Source organism: Streptomyces sp. L500, from assembly GCF_054551825.1.
Map to the genome: position 1 here is coordinate 78,571 of NZ_JBTOLC010000002.1, position 16,933 is coordinate 95,503.

The 16,933-nt window shown below is 72.1% G+C and carries 14 protein-coding genes; 7 read left to right on the forward strand and 7 right to left on the reverse strand.

Translation table 11 applies throughout. From position 1 onward, the window contains the following. Positions 1-210 precede the first annotated feature (210 nt). The 6 genes from ACX9I7_RS03240 to ACX9I7_RS03265 all read left to right on the forward strand — a co-directional run bounded on the left by ACX9I7_RS03240 (position 211) and on the right by ACX9I7_RS03265 (position 8,763). Positions 211-1,410 carry an ROK family transcriptional regulator gene (locus tag ACX9I7_RS03240; RefSeq protein ID WP_126918269.1) on the forward strand — a complete coding sequence of 400 codons (1,200 nt, stop codon included), beginning with the start codon at positions 211-213 and terminating at the stop codon, positions 1,408-1,410. A 224-nt stretch (positions 1,411-1,634) separates the two neighbouring features. Further along, a complete protein-coding gene (locus ACX9I7_RS03245; RefSeq protein WP_459386432.1) occupies positions 1,635-2,741 on the forward strand; it encodes a substrate-binding domain-containing protein in 1,107 nt (368 codons plus the stop codon). 4 nt (positions 2,742-2,745) lie between these two features. Beyond that, complete coding sequence (locus ACX9I7_RS03250; protein WP_189448909.1) at positions 2,746-3,537, forward strand: ATP-binding cassette domain-containing protein; 792 nt, start codon at positions 2,746-2,748, stop codon at positions 3,535-3,537. Continuing rightward, positions 3,534-4,814 (forward strand): sugar ABC transporter permease, encoded by a 1,281-nt coding sequence (locus ACX9I7_RS03255; protein WP_387571755.1) that lies wholly within the window; start codon positions 3,534-3,536, stop codon positions 4,812-4,814. The genes ACX9I7_RS03250 and ACX9I7_RS03255 overlap by 4 nt, the downstream gene beginning before the upstream one ends. Before the next feature lie 232 nt (positions 4,815-5,046). Then, positions 5,047-7,035 carry a 1-deoxy-D-xylulose-5-phosphate synthase gene (gene dxs / locus ACX9I7_RS03260; RefSeq protein WP_459386433.1) on the forward strand — a complete coding sequence of 663 codons (1,989 nt, stop codon included), beginning with the start codon at positions 5,047-5,049 and terminating at the stop codon, positions 7,033-7,035. Positions 7,036-7,236: 201 nt separating this feature from the next. Next, positions 7,237-8,763, forward strand: a complete 1,527-nt coding sequence (locus ACX9I7_RS03265) for an amino acid permease (protein WP_387571750.1) — start codon at positions 7,237-7,239, stop codon at positions 8,761-8,763. A gap of 32 nt (positions 8,764-8,795) precedes the next feature. Here ACX9I7_RS03265 and ACX9I7_RS03270 read toward each other — a convergent pair whose 3' ends face one another. Then, complete coding sequence (locus ACX9I7_RS03270) at positions 8,796-9,221, reverse strand: NTP pyrophosphohydrolase (protein ID WP_387571747.1); 426 nt, start codon at positions 9,219-9,221, stop codon at positions 8,796-8,798. Between the two features lie 102 nt (positions 9,222-9,323). On the opposite strand from ACX9I7_RS03270, the gene ACX9I7_RS03275 reads away from it, so the two are divergent. Then, complete coding sequence (locus ACX9I7_RS03275) at positions 9,324-10,370, forward strand: PLL family lectin (RefSeq protein ID WP_459386434.1); 1,047 nt, start codon at positions 9,324-9,326, stop codon at positions 10,368-10,370. Between the two features lie 148 nt (positions 10,371-10,518). Here the strand turns inward: ACX9I7_RS03275 and ACX9I7_RS03280 are convergent, their stop codons facing one another. From ACX9I7_RS03280 to ACX9I7_RS03305, 6 genes are all read right to left on the reverse strand, one after another. Next, on the reverse strand, positions 10,519-11,616 hold the full coding sequence (locus ACX9I7_RS03280; protein ID WP_459386435.1) for a C40 family peptidase: 1,098 nt from the start codon (positions 11,614-11,616) through the stop codon (positions 10,519-10,521). 17 nt (positions 11,617-11,633) lie between these two features. Next, positions 11,634-12,116, reverse strand: coding sequence for a poly-gamma-glutamate biosynthesis protein PgsC/CapC (locus ACX9I7_RS03285; RefSeq protein ID WP_126916526.1), 483 nt, complete (start codon positions 12,114-12,116; stop codon positions 11,634-11,636). Next, positions 12,113-13,372 (reverse strand): poly-gamma-glutamate synthase PgsB, encoded by a 1,260-nt coding sequence (gene pgsB, locus ACX9I7_RS03290; RefSeq protein ID WP_459386436.1) that lies wholly within the window; start codon positions 13,370-13,372, stop codon positions 12,113-12,115. The genes ACX9I7_RS03285 and pgsB overlap by 4 nt, the downstream gene beginning before the upstream one ends. A gap of 3 nt (positions 13,373-13,375) precedes the next feature. Beyond that, the gene (locus ACX9I7_RS03295; RefSeq protein ID WP_459386437.1) at positions 13,376-15,313 is read right to left on the reverse strand and encodes a HAMP domain-containing protein; all 1,938 of its coding nucleotides are present in this window, start codon (positions 15,311-15,313) and stop codon (positions 13,376-13,378) included. A 105-nt stretch (positions 15,314-15,418) separates the two neighbouring features. Further along, complete coding sequence (locus ACX9I7_RS03300) at positions 15,419-15,619, reverse strand: hypothetical protein (protein ID WP_459386438.1); 201 nt, start codon at positions 15,617-15,619, stop codon at positions 15,419-15,421. 188 nt (positions 15,620-15,807) lie between these two features. Then, positions 15,808-16,917, reverse strand: a complete 1,110-nt coding sequence (locus ACX9I7_RS03305) for a CapA family protein (RefSeq protein ID WP_459386628.1) — start codon at positions 16,915-16,917, stop codon at positions 15,808-15,810. Positions 16,918-16,933 lie beyond the last annotated feature (16 nt).

Genomic DNA, 16,933 nt, shown 5'->3' on the forward strand with positions numbered 1-16,933 from the left:
CCGGAGTGCTCCCGGGCCGGGTGGCGGGGTGGCCGGAAATGGCCTCCCGGGCCGCCCGGCCCTTACGCTGTGGCGTCGGACCCTTGACGGGACGGAAGCCCGACGGCTGAGCTTAGGGTTCATATGTTGTAGGGATGGCCGGGCTCCAGAGCCGCAGTCCGGCCTCGGGTCGGCGGTCGGGCCGGCCCGGTGAGGCGGGAGTGGATGGGCGTGGAGACTCCGGGGTCGCAGTCGTCGCTGCACCGGGCCAACCTGGAGCGGGTCGTACGCGCGGTGCGCATGGCGGGCTCGCTCACCCAGGCGGAGATCGCCCGGACCACCGGGCTGTCGGCCGCCACCGTCTCCAACATCGTCCGGGAGCTGAAGGACGGCGGGACGGTCGAGGTGACCCCCACCTCCTCCGGCGGTCGGCGCGCCCGCAGCGTCTCCCTCTCCGGTGACGCCGGGATCGTCGTGGGCGTGGACTTCGGCCATACCCACCTGCGGGTGGCCGTCGGCAACCTCGCCCACCAGGTGCTGGCCGAGGACGCCGAGCCGCTCGATGTGGACGCCTCCGCCGAGGAGGGCCTGCGGCGGGCCGAATCCCTCGTCCGGACGCTGATCACCAAGGCCGGGATCGACCCGCGCAAGATCATCGGGGTGGGCCTGGGCGTCCCCGGCCCGATCGACGTGGAGTCCGGCGTGCTGGGCTCGACCGCGATCCTGCCCGGCTGGGCCGGCACCAACCCCCGCGACGACCTCGCCGCCCGCCTCGGCGTCCCCGTCCACGTCGACAACGACGCCAACCTCGGCGCCCTCGGCGAACTGGTGTGGGGCGCGGGCCGGGGCGCCACGGACCTGGCGTACATCAAGGTCGCCAGCGGAGTGGGCGCGGGCCTGGTGATCAACGGGAAGATCTACCGGGGCCCGGGCGGCACCGCCGGGGAGATCGGCCACATCACCCTGGACGAGTCCGGCCCGGTCTGCCGCTGCGGCAACCGCGGCTGCCTGGAGACCTTCACCGCCGCCCGCTACATCCTGCCGCTGCTCCACTCGGCCCACGGCACCGATCTGACCGTGCCGCGCGTGGTGGAGCTCGCCCGCGAGGGCGACCCGGGCTGCCGCCGGGTGATCTCCGACGTCGGCCGGTACATCGGCAGCGGCGTGGCCAACCTCTGCAACCTCCTCAACCCCAGCCGGGTCGTCCTCGGCGGCGACCTCGCCGACTCGGGCGAGCTGGTGCTCGCGCCCATCCGCGAGTCCGTCTCGCGCTACGCGATCCCCAGCGCCGCCCGCCGGCTGGAGGTCGTGCCGGGGGCGCTGGGCGGCCGCTCCGAGGTGCTGGGCGCCCTGGCGCTCGTCCTCAGCGAGATGGGCGACTCGACCCTGCTGGACCCGGCCGGCCCGCCGCGTTCCGCGATACCGGCCTGACGGCCCGCCCGGATTTCGCGCGGGGCACTCTCGACGAGTGCCTTCGCGTACTGCGGAAAGACACGCCGACGCCGCAATGCGTCACCTCTTGAGTTCACACAGATAACGAATGGCATCGTTGCCATCTCGTTAAGAATTTACTTCTTGACGCTCCTTTGGCGGCCGAGTTGACTTCCGGTCACCTCGGCCGCAACGGCGCGGCCTCGTCAGGGAGGTAACTGCAAGTGAACGCTCATCTGCGTCGCGCGGCCGTGGCCTTGGCAGCCGTCTCGATGACCGCCGGGCTGGCGGCCTGCGGCAGTGCCAAGGAAGCGGGCGGCGGTACCGCGAAGAAGGACAAGAAGGGCCCGCTGACCATCGGTCTGCTGCTGCCGGAGAACCAGACCGCGCGCTACGAGCGGTTCGACCGGCCGCTGATCGAGAAGAAGCTCAAGGAACTCGCGGGCGCCGACACCGTCGTCCTCTACGACAACGCCAAGCAGGACGCCTCCGTCCAGCAGCAGCAGGTCGACACGATGATCACCAAGAAGGTCGACGCGCTGATCGTCGACGCGGTGGACGCCAAGTCGATAGCGAGCTCGGTCAAGAAGGCCAACGACAAGGGAATTCCCGTCGTCGCCTACGACCGCCTCGCCGAGGGCCCGGTCAAGGCCTACACCTCCGTCGACAATGAACGCGTCGGCCGGATCCAGGGCGAATCCCTGCTCAAGGAGCTCGGCGACAACGCCGCCAAGGGCCAGATCGTGATGATGAACGGCGCGATCACCGACCCCAACGCCAAGATGTACAAGGACGGCGCCCACGCCGTCCTCGACGGCAAGGTCAAGATCGGGAGGGAGTACGACACCAAGGAGTGGAAGCCGGAGAACGCCAACGAGAACATGAAGGGCGCCATCTCCTCCCTCGGCAAGGACAACATCGTCGGCGTCTACTCCGCCAACGACGGCATGGCCGGCGGCATCATCACGGCCCTGCGCAGCGCCGGCTTCGACAAGCTCCCGCCGGTCACCGGCCAGGACGCCGAGCTCTCGGCCGTCCAGCGGATCCTCGCGGACGAGCAGTTCATGAGCGTCTACAAGCCCTACAAGCCCGAGGCCGACGCGGCCGCCGAGCTGGCCGTGGCCCTCGCCCAGGGCAAGGACCTCGCCGCCGTCGCCAAGACCACCGTCGACAGCGGCACCCAGAAGAAGATCCCCGCCGTCATCGTCACCCCCTTCGCGCTCACCAAGGCGGACATCGGGAAGTACGTCGGCCAGGAGGGCTTCTTCACCAAGACCGAGATCTGCACCGACAAGTTCCAGGCGCAGTGCGACGCGGCCGGACTGAAGTAAGGAGATGACGCACATGTCCGCACCGCCCGTGCTGGCGCTGCGCGGGATCTCCAAGCGCTTCGGGGCCGTCCAGGCGCTCACCGACGTGGAACTGGAGATCCACGCGGGCGAGGTGGTCGCCCTCGTCGGCGACAACGGCGCCGGCAAGTCCACCCTGGTCAAGACCATCGCGGGCGTCGGCCCGGCCGACGACGGCGTCATCGAGTGGGAGGGCCGGCCCGTCACCGTGGACCGGCCGCACACCGCCCAGGAACTGGGCATCGCGACCGTCTACCAGGACCTCGCCCTCTGCGACAACCTCGACGTCGTCGGCAACCTCTTCCTCGGCCGGGAGATCGCCCGCGCCGGGGTGCTGGACGAGGTCGAGATGGAACGCCGCTCCCGGGAGCTCCTCGCCACCCTGTCCATCCGCATCCCCAGCGTCCGGATCCCCATCGCCTCGCTCTCGGGCGGGCAGCGGCAGACCGTCGCCATCGCCCGCTCGCTGCTGGGCGAGCCCAAGGTCGTCATCCTCGACGAGCCCACCGCCGCCCTCGGCGTGGAGCAGACCGCCCAGGTCCTCGACCTGGTCGAGCGGCTGCGCGAGCGCGGCCTGGGCGTGATCCTCATCAGCCACAACATGGCGGACGTGAAGGCCGTCGCCGACCGCGTCGCGGTGCTGCGTCTCGGCCGCAACAACGGCACCTTCGAGGTGCGGTCCACCTCCCAGGAGGAGATCATCTCGGCCATCACCGGCGCGACCGACAACGCTGTCACCCGCCGCAGGGCCCGCACAGCAGGGGAGGGCGCGCCATGACCGCCGATCTGTCCAAGCAGGATCCGGTGGACACCCCGCCGCCCGCCGGGGCCGCGGCCCCGCCCGTCGACCCCCGGCTGCTGGTCCGCGAGGAGGGCTTCGCCGGTTACTGGAGCGAATTCCGCCGGAAGCTGCGCAGCGGCGAGCTGGGCTCGCTGCCCGTGGTGGTCGGGCTGATCATCATCGCCCTGGTCTTCCAGCTGCGGGATTCGGCCTTCCTGGGCGCCGAGAACCTCTCCAACCTGTTCGTCACCGCCGCGGGCACCGGCCTGATCGCGGTCGGCATCGTCTTCGTGCTGATCCTCGGCGAGATCGACCTGTCGGTGGGCTCGGTCAGCGGCCTGTCCGCCGCGGTCTTCGCGGTGCTCAACGTCCACCACGGCATGCCCGAGTGGCTCGCCCTGGTGCTCGCCCTGGTCACCGGGGCCCTCGCCGGGGTGCTCCACGGCTACTTCTTCGCCCGGATCGGCGTGCCCGCCTTCGTCGTCACCCTGGCCGGCCTGCTCGGCTGGAACGGGCTGATGCTGCAGGTGCTCGGCTCCAACGGCACCATCAACCTCGACGACTCCGGACTGGTCGCCGGGCTGACCAATCACTATTTCGCCGACGTCTCCGCCGCCTACGGGCTGGCCACGCTCGGTGTGGCGGTGTTCTTCCTGGCCTCCTGGCGCGACAGCAAGCGGCGCGAGGCGGCCGGCGTGCCCAGCCGGCCGCTCAGCGAGATCGTGCTGCGCACGGCCGCGCTGGCGGTGCCCGCCTACGCGGTGGCCTGGCTCCTCAACCAGTACAAGGGCCTGCCGCTGGCCCTGGTGATCTTCCTCGGGGTGGTGGTCGCGCTGGACTTCGCGCTGCGCCGCACCTCCTACGGGCGCAAGGTCTTCGCCCTCGGCGGCAGCGTCGAGGCGGCCCGCAGGGCCGGTGTGAACGTCGCCGCCGTACGGATCTCGGTCTTCGCGCTCTCCGGCACGATGGCGGCGCTCGGCGGCATGTTCCTGGCCTCCCAGATCAACGCCGCCAACCAGTCCTCCGGCGCCGGCAGCCTGCTGATGAACGCCATCGCGGCGGCCGTCATCGGCGGCACCAGCCTCTTCGGCGGCCGGGGCTCGACCTGGTCGGCGCTGCTGGGCGTCCTGGTGATCCAGTCCATCGCCTCCGGCATGGCCCTGCTGGGCATCGCCTCGGCGGTCCAGTACATGATCACGGGCGCGGTGCTGCTGGCCGCCGTGGTGATCGACTCCCTCTCCCGCCGGACCCAGAAGACGGCCGGCCGGGTATAGCGGGCGGACCCGTGCGCACGGGCCGAGGGGCCCGGACCGGGTGGCCGGTCCGGGCCCCTCGCCGTGCGCGTCCGTCCGGCCTTTCATAGGCTGTGTGATCTCGCTCCGCCGAACGCGTGAGATAGCTCGCATCACCCGTTCACCACCGTTGTGAGCGGACCAGGGGCGGAACATTAGACTCGACGGACCGGCGAGCTCGACAAGGCTCGACAGCTCGAACAAGGAGGCACGGGTGGCGCTGCTGACCCGCATCAGGGAACCGCGCGATCTGGACCGGCTCACCCCGGAGCAGCTCGACCGGCTGGCCGCGGAGATCCGCACCTTCCTCGTCGACGCCGTCTCCAAGACCGGCGGGCACCTCGGGCCCAACCTCGGCGTCGTCGAGCTGACCATCGCCATGCACCGGGTCTTCGACTCGCCCAGGGACAAGATCCTCTTCGACACCGGGCACCAGGCGTACGTCCACAAGCTGCTCACCGGCCGCCAGGACTTCTCGCGGCTCCGCGCCAAGGACGGCCTGTCCGGCTACCCCTCGCGCGCCGAGTCCGAGCACGACGTGATCGAGAACAGCCACGCCTCGACGGTCCTCGGCTGGGCCGACGGCCTCGCCAAGGCCAACCAGGTCCTCGGCAAGAAGGACCACGTCGTCGCCGTCATCGGTGACGGCGCCCTCACCGGCGGCATGGCCTGGGAGGCGCTGAACAACATCGCCGTCGCCAAGGACCGCCCGCTCGTCATCGTCGTCAACGACAACGAGCGCTCCTACGAGCCCACCATCGGCGGCCTCGCCAACCACCTGGCCACCCTGCGCACCACCGACGGCTACGAGCGCTTCCTCGCCCGCGGCAAGGACCTGCTGGAGCGCACCCCCGTCGTCGGCAAGCCCCTCTACGAGACGCTCCACGGCGCCAAGAAGGGCCTGAAGGACTTCATCGCCCCGCAGGGCATGTTCGAGGACCTCGGCCTGAAGTACGTCGGCCCGATCGACGGCCACGACATCGAGGCCCTGGAGTCCGCCCTGCAGCGCGCCAAGCGCTTCGGCGGCCCCGTCCTCGTGCACTGCCTCACCCAGAAGGGCCGCGGCTACAAGCACGCCGAGCAGAACGAGGCGGACCGCTTCCACGGCATCGGCGCCATCCACCCCGACACCGGCCTGCCCGTCTCCTCCGGCGGCGCCAGCTGGACCTCCGTCTTCGCCGACGAGATGGTCAAGCTCGGCCAGGAGCGGGAGGACATCGTGGCCATCACCGCCGCGATGATGCAGCCCGTCGGCCTCGGCAAGTTCGCCAAGGCCTTCCCCGAGCGCGTCTACGACGTCGGCATCGCCGAGCAGCACGCCGCCACCTCGGCGGCGGGCCTGGCCACCGGCGGCCTCCACCCGGTCTTCGCCGTCTACGCGACCTTCCTCAACCGCGCCTTCGACCAGGTCCTGATGGACGTCGCCCTCCACAAGTGCGGCGTGACGTTCGTCCTGGACCGGGCCGGCGTCACCGGCGACGACGGCGCCTCCCACAACGGCATGTGGGACATGTCCATCCTCCAGGTCGTCCCCGGGCTGCGGATCGCCGCCCCGCGCGACGCCGACCAGGTCCGCGCCCAGCTGCGCGAGGCCGTCGAGGTCAAGGACGCCCCCACCGTCGTCCGCTACTCCAAGGGCACCGTCGGCCCGGCCGTCGAGGCCGTCTGCCGCATCGGCGGCATGGACGTGCTGCGCCGCCCCGCCGACGCCACCGAGAAGCCGGACGTCCTCCTCGTCTCCGTCGGCGCGCTCGCCCCGATGTGCCTGGAGATCGCCGACCTCCTCGACAAGCAGGGCATCTCCACCACCGTCGTCGACCCGCGCTGGGTCAAGCCCGTCGACGAGGCCCTGCCGGGCCTGGCCGCCGAGCACCGCGTCGTCGTCACCGTCGAGGACAACGGCCGCGTCGGCGGCGTCGGCTCGGCGGTCGCGCAGGCGCTGCGCGACGCCGGCGTGGACCTGCCGCTGCGCGACTTCGGCATCCCGCCGCGCTTCCTCGACCACGCCTCCCGCAAGGAGGTCATGGCGGAGATCGGGCTCACCGCGCCCGACATCGCCCGCCAGGTCACCGGCCTCGTCGCCAAGCTCGACGGGCGCCTCGAAGGTGCCGACGAGACCATGGAGGCCGCGGAGACGGTGAAGGCCGCCGAGGTCACCGAGGCCGTCGACGCCGCCGAGACCGCCGAGGCCGTCCGCGACTGACGGGACCGTCACCGAGCCGAAGGGCCGGCCGCACCACCCTCACGGGTGGTCCGGTCGGCCCTTCCGCATGGATGCGCCTGTCCTCCATCGGGTGAATCCTGGGGGTGGGTGGCTGTGGCCGCCCGTGTCACACCCCGATCATCGCGGACACTCGCCCAGTTCGGGCAGGGCGAGCGACGCCGAGCAGGTGGAGGTGAGCCGATGAGCGCAGAGCGGCCCGTCCGGAGCGACCGCGGCAGAAGCGGGATGTTCCGGACCAAGACGGTGGAGCAGTCCATCCAGGACACGGAGGAGCCGGAACACAGCCTCCGGAGGGACCTGTCGGCCCTCGACCTCACCGTGTTCGGCGTCGGCGTCGTCATCGGCACCGGCATCTTCGTCCTCACCGGAAAGGTCGCCAAGGAGAACGCCGGGCCCGCCGTGGCCCTCGCCTTCGTCCTCGCCGGCATCGTCTGCGGGCTCGCGGCGCTGTGCTACGCCGAGTTCGCCTCCACCGTGCCGGTGGCCGGGTCCGCGTACACCTTCTCGTACGCCACGCTCGGCGAGCTCCCCGCGTGGATCATCGGCTGGGACCTGATCCTGGAGCTGGCGCTGGGCTGCGCCGTGGTGGCCGTCGGCTGGTCCGGCTACATCCAGTCGCTGCTGGCCAACGCCGGCTGGCACCTGCCGGGGCCGCTGACCGGCGCCCATAACGGCGCCTTCGGCTTCGACCTCCTCGCCGCCGTCCTCGTCCTGGTGCTGACGGCCATTCTGGTCGCCGGGATGAAGCTGTCCTCGCGGGTGACGGCGATCGTGGTCGGCGTGAAGGTGACCGTGGTCCTCATCGTCATCATCGTGGGCGCCTTCTTCATCAGCGGCTCCAACTACCAGCCCTTCATCCCGCCGTCGAAGGGCACCGAGGGCGGCAACGGGCTCGCCGCCCCGCTCGTCCAGCTGATGTTCGGCTTCACCCCGTCCAACTTCGGCGTCATGGGCATCTTCTCGGCCGCCGCCGTGGTGTTCTTCGCCTTCATCGGCTTCGACATCGTGGCCACCGCCGCCGAGGAGACCCGCAACCCCCAGCGCGACCTGCCGCGCGGCATCCTCGGCTCCCTCCTCATCTGCACCGTGCTCTACGTGGCCGTGTCCATCGTCGTCACCGGCATGCAGAAGTACGACAAGCTGTCCACGAAGGCGCCGCTCGCCGACGCCTTCAAGGACGCCGGGCACCCCTTCTGGGCCGGGCTGATCAGCTTCGGCGCGGCCGTCGGCCTCACCTCCGTCTGCATGATCCTGCTCCTCGGGCAGAGCCGGGTGTTCTTCGCCATGAGCCGCGACGGGCTCCTGCCCCGCTTCTTCTCGACCGTCCACCCCCGCTTCGGCACGCCCTACCGCTCCACGATCCTCCTGGGCGTCGTCGTCGCGGTCGTCGCGGGCTTCACCTCGATCGACGTCCTCGCCGAACTCGTCAACATCGGCACGCTGTTCGCCTTCGTCGTCGTCGCGCTGGGCGTCGTCGTCCTGCGCCGCACCCGCCCCGACCTGCCGCGCGCCTTCCGCACCCCGTTCGTGCCCTACGTCCCCGTGCTGTCGGTGCTCGCGTCGCTGTGGCTGATGCTCAACCTGCCGGCGGAGACGTGGGTGCGGTTCGCCGTGTGGATGGTCATCGGCGTCGTCGTCTACTTCGTCTACGGGAGGAGGATGAGCCGGGTGAATCAGGCGCAGCGGAGCGGGCCGCCCACGGTCTGACCAGGGCCCGTCGCCGAGCCGGGGGCCGCGGACTACGGGCGCACCGCCCGCGGCCCCACCACCTCGGCGCCCAGCGCCCGCACCCGCTCGCGCAGTTCCCGGTCCGCCGTGACGACCACACAGCGCCGCCCCGGCGCCCGCGCGGCGACCAGCTCCACGATCCGGTCGTCCCCGCTGCCGTCGGCCGCCTCGACGCCCACCCCGGGCACCGGCGCGGTGCCGCGCGCGGCGCCCTCCACCACCAGCACGATCTGTGGAGGGGTCAGCGGCGGAGGCTCCACGGCCCCTTGCGGCAGCCCCTCCCGCGCGTATTCCGCCAGCAGGTCCCGCAGCCGCTCGGCCGCTCCGCGCCGGTCGCGCCACCAGCCGTCCGGCACCGAACCGACGACGTTGGCGGCGTCCACGACAAGAAGAGCGGAATCAGGGGTTTCGGGGTTTTCCGGGGCCCGTGCGGTCATGGCGACAGCTTCGCACGCCGTCAGCGGGCGGAATCCGCAGTGTTAATGTCGAGGATCGACAAAATCGATAAAGGTTTTCCAAGAGAGGCTGGTCAGCGAGTCATGGCAGTGCGCACGGCCACCACCACCGGCTGGTTGCTGCGGGGTAACGACGGCCGGCTGACGGCCTACGCCCCGGTCTCGGGCGGTCTCCTCCGCTGGACCGAGGGCCGCCCCGGCGAAGGCGAATGGACGGGGCCCCAGCGGCTGGACGTGCCGGGGCTGGAGCCGTACCTCTCCATAGCCCGCAGCCCCGAGGGCTATGTCTACCTCGCCGGGCTCCGCCGCCGTCCGCACGAGGACGGCCGGGCCGAGACCGACGTGGTCTACGCCACCCAGTTCCAGTCGGGCCGCGCCCTGACGCAGTGGCGGAGCATCGGCACGCCCCACGGCGCCGACTGGGAGAAGGCCGGACGGATCGGCTTCCCCGTGGCCGCCGCCGACGGCGTCGGCCTCCACCTCTACTTCCGCAACGCCGGACGCGGCGTCAGCGGCCGGCGCCAGGACGCCCGGGGCATCTGGGGCCCCTGGCTGGACCTCGCGGGCAGCAAGGTCGTCGAGTCGGGGTCCGCGGCCGTCTCCGCCGACGGGCACGTCGAGCTCGTCGTGCCCGCGCCGGACCACGTCCTGCGGTGGCGCCAGGAGGAGCCCGGCGGGCCGCTGAAGCGGATGCCGGACACGGCGGTGAAGTCCCTGCCGGAGTCCCTCTCGTCCGTGCCGGGCGGGGAAGGGAGCGTCACGCACTTCTGGCGCACCGAGGGTGACTCAGTGCTCCACGCGCGCAGCGGTGAGGGTTCGCCCGTCGCGCTGGCCTCCCTGGGCGGCGACGGCAGCGGGCCGGTGGCCGCGCTGCGCACGGTGCTCGGCGGGCGCGAGCGCACGGTGCTGGCCCAGCGGGCGGACTCCGGGCGTGTGGCGGTGGCGGTGTACGACGGGGACGACGCGTCCTGGTCGCAGACTGGCGAGGAGTGCGTGGGAGCGCCGGCGCTGGCGGTGGATGCGGCGGGCCGCGTGGTTGTGGCCGTCATCGGCCCGGACGGGAGCCTGCGGGTCGCGCGGCAGCGCGGTGACGGGCCGGAGCTCGAGCTCGGGCCGTGGGCGCGGGCGTAGTTCTGCCCCGGCCCCGCCCTTTCACCGTTTCCGAAGGGGCTTCGCCCCCTCGAACCCCGGACCGGGCTTCGCCCGGTGTCCTCAAACGCCGGACGGGCTGATCAGCCCGTCCGGCGTTTGAGGACCGGGGTCCGGGGCGGAGCCCCGGTTACAGCCGCGTCGCGCCGCGCAGGCCCGTCGCGTAGAAGCCGTTGCCGTCGAGGCGGGCCGTGCCGCCCTTGTCGCCGAAGGTGGGGCCGTTGGCCTCCTCGCGGCTGGAGACGAAGCGGGGCTTGCCGTCGGTGTCGAGACCCATGTAGATGCCGACGTGGTCGAGACGTTCGCCGGTGCGCTTGTCGATGTCGAAGAAGACCAGGTCGCCCGGCTGGAGCTTGTCGATGGCCGCCGGGCGCTTGTTCGTCAGCTCCAGCACCGGCACGCCCGGGGCGAGGCGGGCCATGCCGTTGGCCGTGCGCGGGAGGCCGTCGCCCTTGACGTCCTTGCCCAGCAGGGGATAGCGGGCCCGGTAGCCGAAGACCGTGCGGACGAACCCGGAGCAGTCCATCGCGCGGAAGCGCTGCGCCTCGGGCTTCTCCGCCGTGCCGTCGCGGAACGTGTAGGGGATGCCCAGGTAGTCGTAGAAGTCGGACTGCTCCAGGCGCAGGTCCCCGGCCTCGGAGCCGTTGGGGTTCAGCGGGCCGAACTGGGCGTCGCCCGCGTACGGGACGCCGTGGGCGTCCTTCTTCTGCGGGGCGCCGTCGAGGTAGTCCATGGAGAACGCGAAGATGTCCGGCTCCTGGCTGCCGAGCTGGGTGGCGAACCACTCCTTGAACCAGGGGGCCTTCTCCGCGCCCTCCTTCCACTTCTCCGGCAGCAGCCGCACCCAGCTGTCGGTGGTGACCTTCGCCGACGTGAAGTTGGGCTCGGTGAACGTCCGGCTGGGGCCGGTGAGCACGGCGGTGCGGGCGTTGTCGGTGAAGGTGGCGAGGACCGAGCCGTCGGCGGAGCGCACGACCGTACGGGCCGGGGCGGCGAGGCGTTCGAAGCGGCGCTCGCCGGTGACCGTCCTGCCGGCGGACTTGGCGGCGGGGCCGCCGAGGGTGCGTACCGGCGGGGCCGGGTCGTCCTGCCGGTCGCGCAGCTCCACCGTGAGGTAGGCGCTGCCGCCGAGCAGGCCCGCGAGAACCAGGGCGTGCAAGGTGCGCTTGCCGCCGGGGCCGCCGCCCTTGCGGCGGGTGCCGCGCTTCCGTTCCAGTTTCCGGGACATGTGCGTGAGCTCCGTGGTCAGACAGTGGGCATGAAGCCGAGCAGGATCCCGGCGGTCAGGACGACGTAGTTGGCGAGCGACACCGTCGCGGTCGCCAGCAGGGTCGCGCCGCGCGGCTGGCGGACCAGCTGATAGGCGATCAGGCCGGGGACGATGAAGCCCAGGGTCTGGTTCGCGTACATCAGGGGGAACTGCTGCTGGAGGACGATGTGGAGCGTCGCCTGGAGCACCACGCCGGTCAGGACGACGGCGGCGAAGAGCCGCTTGCCGTAGAGGATGACGTGGCGCTGGAGCAGCAGCGTGCCCAGGTAGGTCAGCACGGTGATGCCGACGACCATCGCGGCGCGCTGGAGGTCCTCGACCAGGGTCAGGGCCAGCCAGCCGGGGGTGATCATGCCGCCGGGGGAGAGGTTGGTGGTGAGGTAGCAGACCAGCGAGAACAGCAGCCCCAGCGCGATCCCGATGGCGGCGATCTCGGGAGTGAGGACGGCGGGGATCAACGGAAGTCTCCTGTGTGCTCTATGTACGTCGGGACATACACCGGGGGTTGTTCCGGCTGCCGCGGCTGCGCCGGTTCGTCCGTCGGCAGCTCCGCCAGGCGTTCCAGCAGCAGTTCGCCCTGGCCGTGGATGTTGCCGATGGCGATGAGCGAGGCGCCGGGGCCGAGCCGGCCCAGGATCTCCCGCTCCAGTTCGGCCGGGTCGCGGCGGTCGCCGCCCAGGTCGACGATCCGTGAGCGCCACTCGGCGGGGATCGCGTCGGCGGCGCTCTTCGTCGGGTGGCCGATCAGGAAGACCGACTCCGGGGCGAGCCGGGGGATCAGCTCCCCCATCTGGCCGTTGCGCTCGACGCGGTCCGGACGGCAATTGATGAGGACGTGGAGGGGGCGTTCGACGGCGCCGAGGCCCAGCAGCTGCTCGACGTTCATCAGCGTCGACTCGGGGTCGTTGGCCGCGAAGACGTTCGCGAAGCGGAACGGCACGCCCTCGGGGGTGCGGTAGCGCTCCACGGACAGCACACCGGGGTCCGGCGGCGCGTCGTACATGCCCCGCAGGGCGGTGGCCCGGTCGACGCCGAGGAGCTCGGCGACGGCGAGCGCGATGGCGACGTTCTCCTTGAACGTGAACCAGCTGAAGCCGCGCAGCTCCTCGTCGGTGACCGTCTCCGGGTCCACGGCGATCAGCCGGCAGTCGCGCCTGGCGGCCTCCTCGCGCAGGATGTGCAGCCGGTCGCGCTCGGCGGTGACGCAGACGCCGCCGACCGGCATGGACCGGCTCAGGGAGCGGGCCACGTCGTCCAGCGTCGGGCCCATCTCGGCGAGGTGGTCCTCGCGGACGTTGCACAGCACACCGATGGTGGAGCGGATCAGCTTGGTCTGGTTGACCTCCTGCAGGGCCGGCATCACGGCCATGCACTCGATGACCAGGGCGTGCGGGCGGTAGGCGGCGGCCCGGCGCACGATGCCGATCTGCTCGACGACGTTGGCGATGCCGAACTTGCGGTAGACGGGCTCCTCGGTGGCGTCCGGGTGGATGAAGCGGGCCGCGGTGCCGGTGGTCTTGGCGACCGTGACCAGCCCGCCGCCGCGCAGCGCGCCCGCGCACAGCCGGGTGATGGAGCTCTTCCCCCGGATGCCGTTGATCAGCACCCGGGTGGGGATCGCGTCGAGGTTGGTGAAGTGCCGGCGCTGCTCGATCACGCCCGCGACCAGGAGGACCGCACAGCAGATCACCAGGACCGTATAGAGGAAGAGCACGCGTCAGGTCCTTCCGGAGGGGCGCGCCAGCTGCTGCCGGATCAGTTCGAGGTTGCGGACGACCGCGCCCGTCTCGTCGTGGTGCTGGGGGAACAGCACCGTCCTGCGGTCGCCGCCGGCCAGCGCCTCCGCCCGGTCGGCGAGAGCGCGCAGCGGGCGGATGACGATGATGTGCAGCCAGCCCAGGCAGGCCACGGCGGCGGTCACCCCGAGGAGCCCGGCGAGCATGGTGCGCCGCTGGGCGCGGTACTCGGGGAGCTCCAGCCAGGACGTCGGCTGGGAGCTGACGACCTGCCAGCCGAGGTCCTTGACCGCGCCGCCGCCGGTGAAGGGCGCGGCGGCCGCGAGGTCGGAGGCGCCCCCGCCGCGGTGGAGGACGGCGGTGCCGGAGGTCTTGCCGGGGTGCTTCGCGGCGGTGACCGCGAGGTCGTCGAGATGGCCCGAGGGCAGCTTCGTGAAGGCCCGGAAGCCGTGGGCGCGGTCGGCGGCGACGACCCGGTGGGCCTTGTCGACCAGCCAGACCTGGCCGAGGCCGGGCCGGGTGACCATCGAGACGAGGAACTGCGGGTCGTACTCGCCGACCACCGCGCGGCCCTTGCCGCCGGGCACGGCCGCGTAGGCGGCGATCAACGGCTCCTTGCCGGAGGTGTTCAGCTGGACGACGGAGTCGTCGTGGGGCGCCTTGCCGGCCGGGTGGTGTGCGGCGGCGCCGGCGTGCGCGAGGACCTTGCCCGCGCCGTCGACGACGTAGACCGCGCGGTACCGGCCGTGCTCGCGCAGCGTCTTCTCCAGGACGGCCCTGTCGGCGGCCTCCGACGCTTCGCGGTCGTCCGCGCCGATGACCTGCGCCACGGAGGCCACGTCGGCCCAGCCCTCGTTGAGGGCCTTGCGCACCCGGTCGGAGGCGGTGTCGGTACGGCGGCGCTGGTCCTCCACCAGCTGCTGGGGCACGGCCACGGTGCCGCCCGCGCGATTGACGAGCAGCAGCAGCGGCGCGGCCCAGGCCAGCAGGACCACGGCGCACACGATCACCGAGCCCCGGGTGCCGAAGCCGCCGCGCGCCCGCCCGGAACGCGTGGGCCGCTCGCCGAGCAGCTGGCGGCGCAGGCTCTCCAGGGCGGCGCCGACCCGGGCCGGCTCCCGGCCCTTGAAGCGGCGGACGGGCCGGTCGAGCTCGCCCCGGGCGAGCCGGCGGCTCTCCAGGTACAGCTGCAGCAGCGGCCGCTGGACGGTCGTCAGCAGCACCCAGCCCACGATCAGGGCGAGGACGAGCAGGACGCCTGCGGCGACCAGGCCGAACGCCTGGGTGCGCACGGCGGACGGGTCCTCGGTGATCTCGACGGAGGTGACGACCGACAGTCCGAGGCCGCCCGCGGGGCTGCTCTCGCCGGGGGCGCGCCCGGCGGCCGCGTAGCCCACGGCCATCCGGGTGTCACCGCGCCCGGTGCCCATGAGGTGCCCGCTCGCGCCGGGGTGGCCGCCGGGTTCGGGGGTCTTCGCGGACTCGGCGGCGGCCTTCTTCCGGGCGCTCTTCGCCCACGTCTTGCGGGCGACGGACGGGCCGTCGCTGGCCAGGACCGTACCGGCGGAGTCGACGACCAGCAGCGAGCGGTCCTCGCCGGAGGAGATGCCGGGGACGTTGAGGGTGCCGGAGGCGACGAGCAGCCGGGGCCGTTCGCCGCGCAGGGCGGCCACGACGAGCATCCGGGTCTCGCCGGAGGGCAGCCGCACCAGCTGCGGGCCGAGCGGGGCGGGGCCGCCGGCCTGGGGGTCCTTGGCCTTGGGGTCCTGGGGATTCCGCGCGCCCGGCTGCCCGGCCCTGTCGCCGAGGACGGTCGCCAGGGGGATGTTCTCGCCGCGCGCGGCGAGGAGGGTGCCGCTGCCCGGGTCGACGACGGCGGTGCCGCGCCACTTGCCGTAGACCTTGCCGAGCTGGTCCATCAGGGCGTCGGGGGCGCCCGCCCTGTCCCCGCCGAACTGGGCGGCCGCGCGCTCGATGTCGGTGACGCTCTCGTCGAGGGAGGCCCGCAGCGACAGGGCGCCGTCCTAGGCCACATGCTGCTGGGAGGTCAGCACGGCCCGGTCGACGAGTGCCCGGTCGCGGTCGCCCAGCACCAGGGCCGTCGTACCCGCCACCGCCAGCAACAGCGCCAGCAGGGCGGCGATCGGCGGGCGGGCGCCGCCCAGCAGGGGCATGTCGGCACGCCGGCGCGTCCTGCGCCGACGGGAGCCGCGCGAAGCGGACAACGGTCTTCCTCTCGGTGGTGAGCGCGCGGGGCATGCTCACCGGAACCAAGAGGTCCTGGCCCTACTGTCTGCCGCACTGCGTTTTCGAAGCGTGAATCGTCCGGATTCTAGGCAGACTTTAAAGAAACGACCAAGTCGTTTGTCTGTACATGATCGACTTTGACCTTTTGGTGGTCGTTGCGCGGGCGCTATTCCGAGACGGTCAGTGGACGCAGACCGTCCTTCTCCGCACCCCGGTTGAGCACCGTGCCCCGGGTCCGCTCGAAGGCCGTCCGGTAGCGCGAGCGCTGCTGCGCCGTCAGGCCACCGCTCTTCAGCGCCGCCCCCACGTCCACCAGCCGGATCCTCGGCTCCAGCTCCACCATGGTCGGGACGAACCGGGCATCGGACACCGACCACGCGCCCTTCCGCTTGGTGAAGGAGAACCAGCCCATCACGCCCTCCTCGGTGACGCCCAGCGGCTGCGCGTGCCGGGCCACCTGATTGCCCAGGCCGTAGGCGAACCAGGTGCTCCCCACCTTCTCGAAGGGCTGCACCACATGCGCGTGATGGCCGACGACCAGATCGATGCCCGTCTCCTCGGCGATCCGCTCGGCCAGCCGCGCCTGCGTCCTGCTCACCTCGGGCCGCCCCTCGCGCCCCCAGTGGAGGCTCGCGAAGACGACCTCGGCGCCCGCCGCCCGCGCCCGCTTCTCGTCCTCCGCCATCCGCCGCACGTCCGTGACGTTGACCAGCCACGGCTTGTCCTTCGGCACGGTCGTGTCGTTCAGCCCGTACGTGTACGACAGCTGCGCCACCTTCACGCCCTTGACGTCCAGGACGAGCGGCGTGGTGGCCTCCCGCGCGTCGCGCGCCGAACCGGTGTGCCGCAGCCCGGCCGCGTCGAGGGTGTCCAGCGTCCGCCGGACGCCCTCGGGGCCGTGGTCGAGGGTGTGATTGGAGGCCGTCGAGCAGGTGTCGTAGCCGAGGTCCTTGAGCGTGCCGGCGATCTGCGGCGGGACGCTGAACTTCCGGTAGCCGAGGAAGGGCCCCTCGGGGTCGGCCAGCGCGGTCTCCATGTGGCAGACCGCGAGGTCCGCCCCGGCGACGACCGGCTTGATCCCGGCCATGACGGCACCGAAGTCGGGCCCCGGACGACCCGTCGCCTTCGCATCCTCGACGGCCTGCTCGGTGATCTCCGGGTGGATGAGCACGTCGCCACCGGCGGCCAGCGTGAACGACGCCTCCACCCCGCCCGGCTCCGCGCGGGCGTACAGATACCCTGCCGTCGAGCCTCCGGCGAGGAGCGTCAGGACCATGGCCAGCAGAATACGG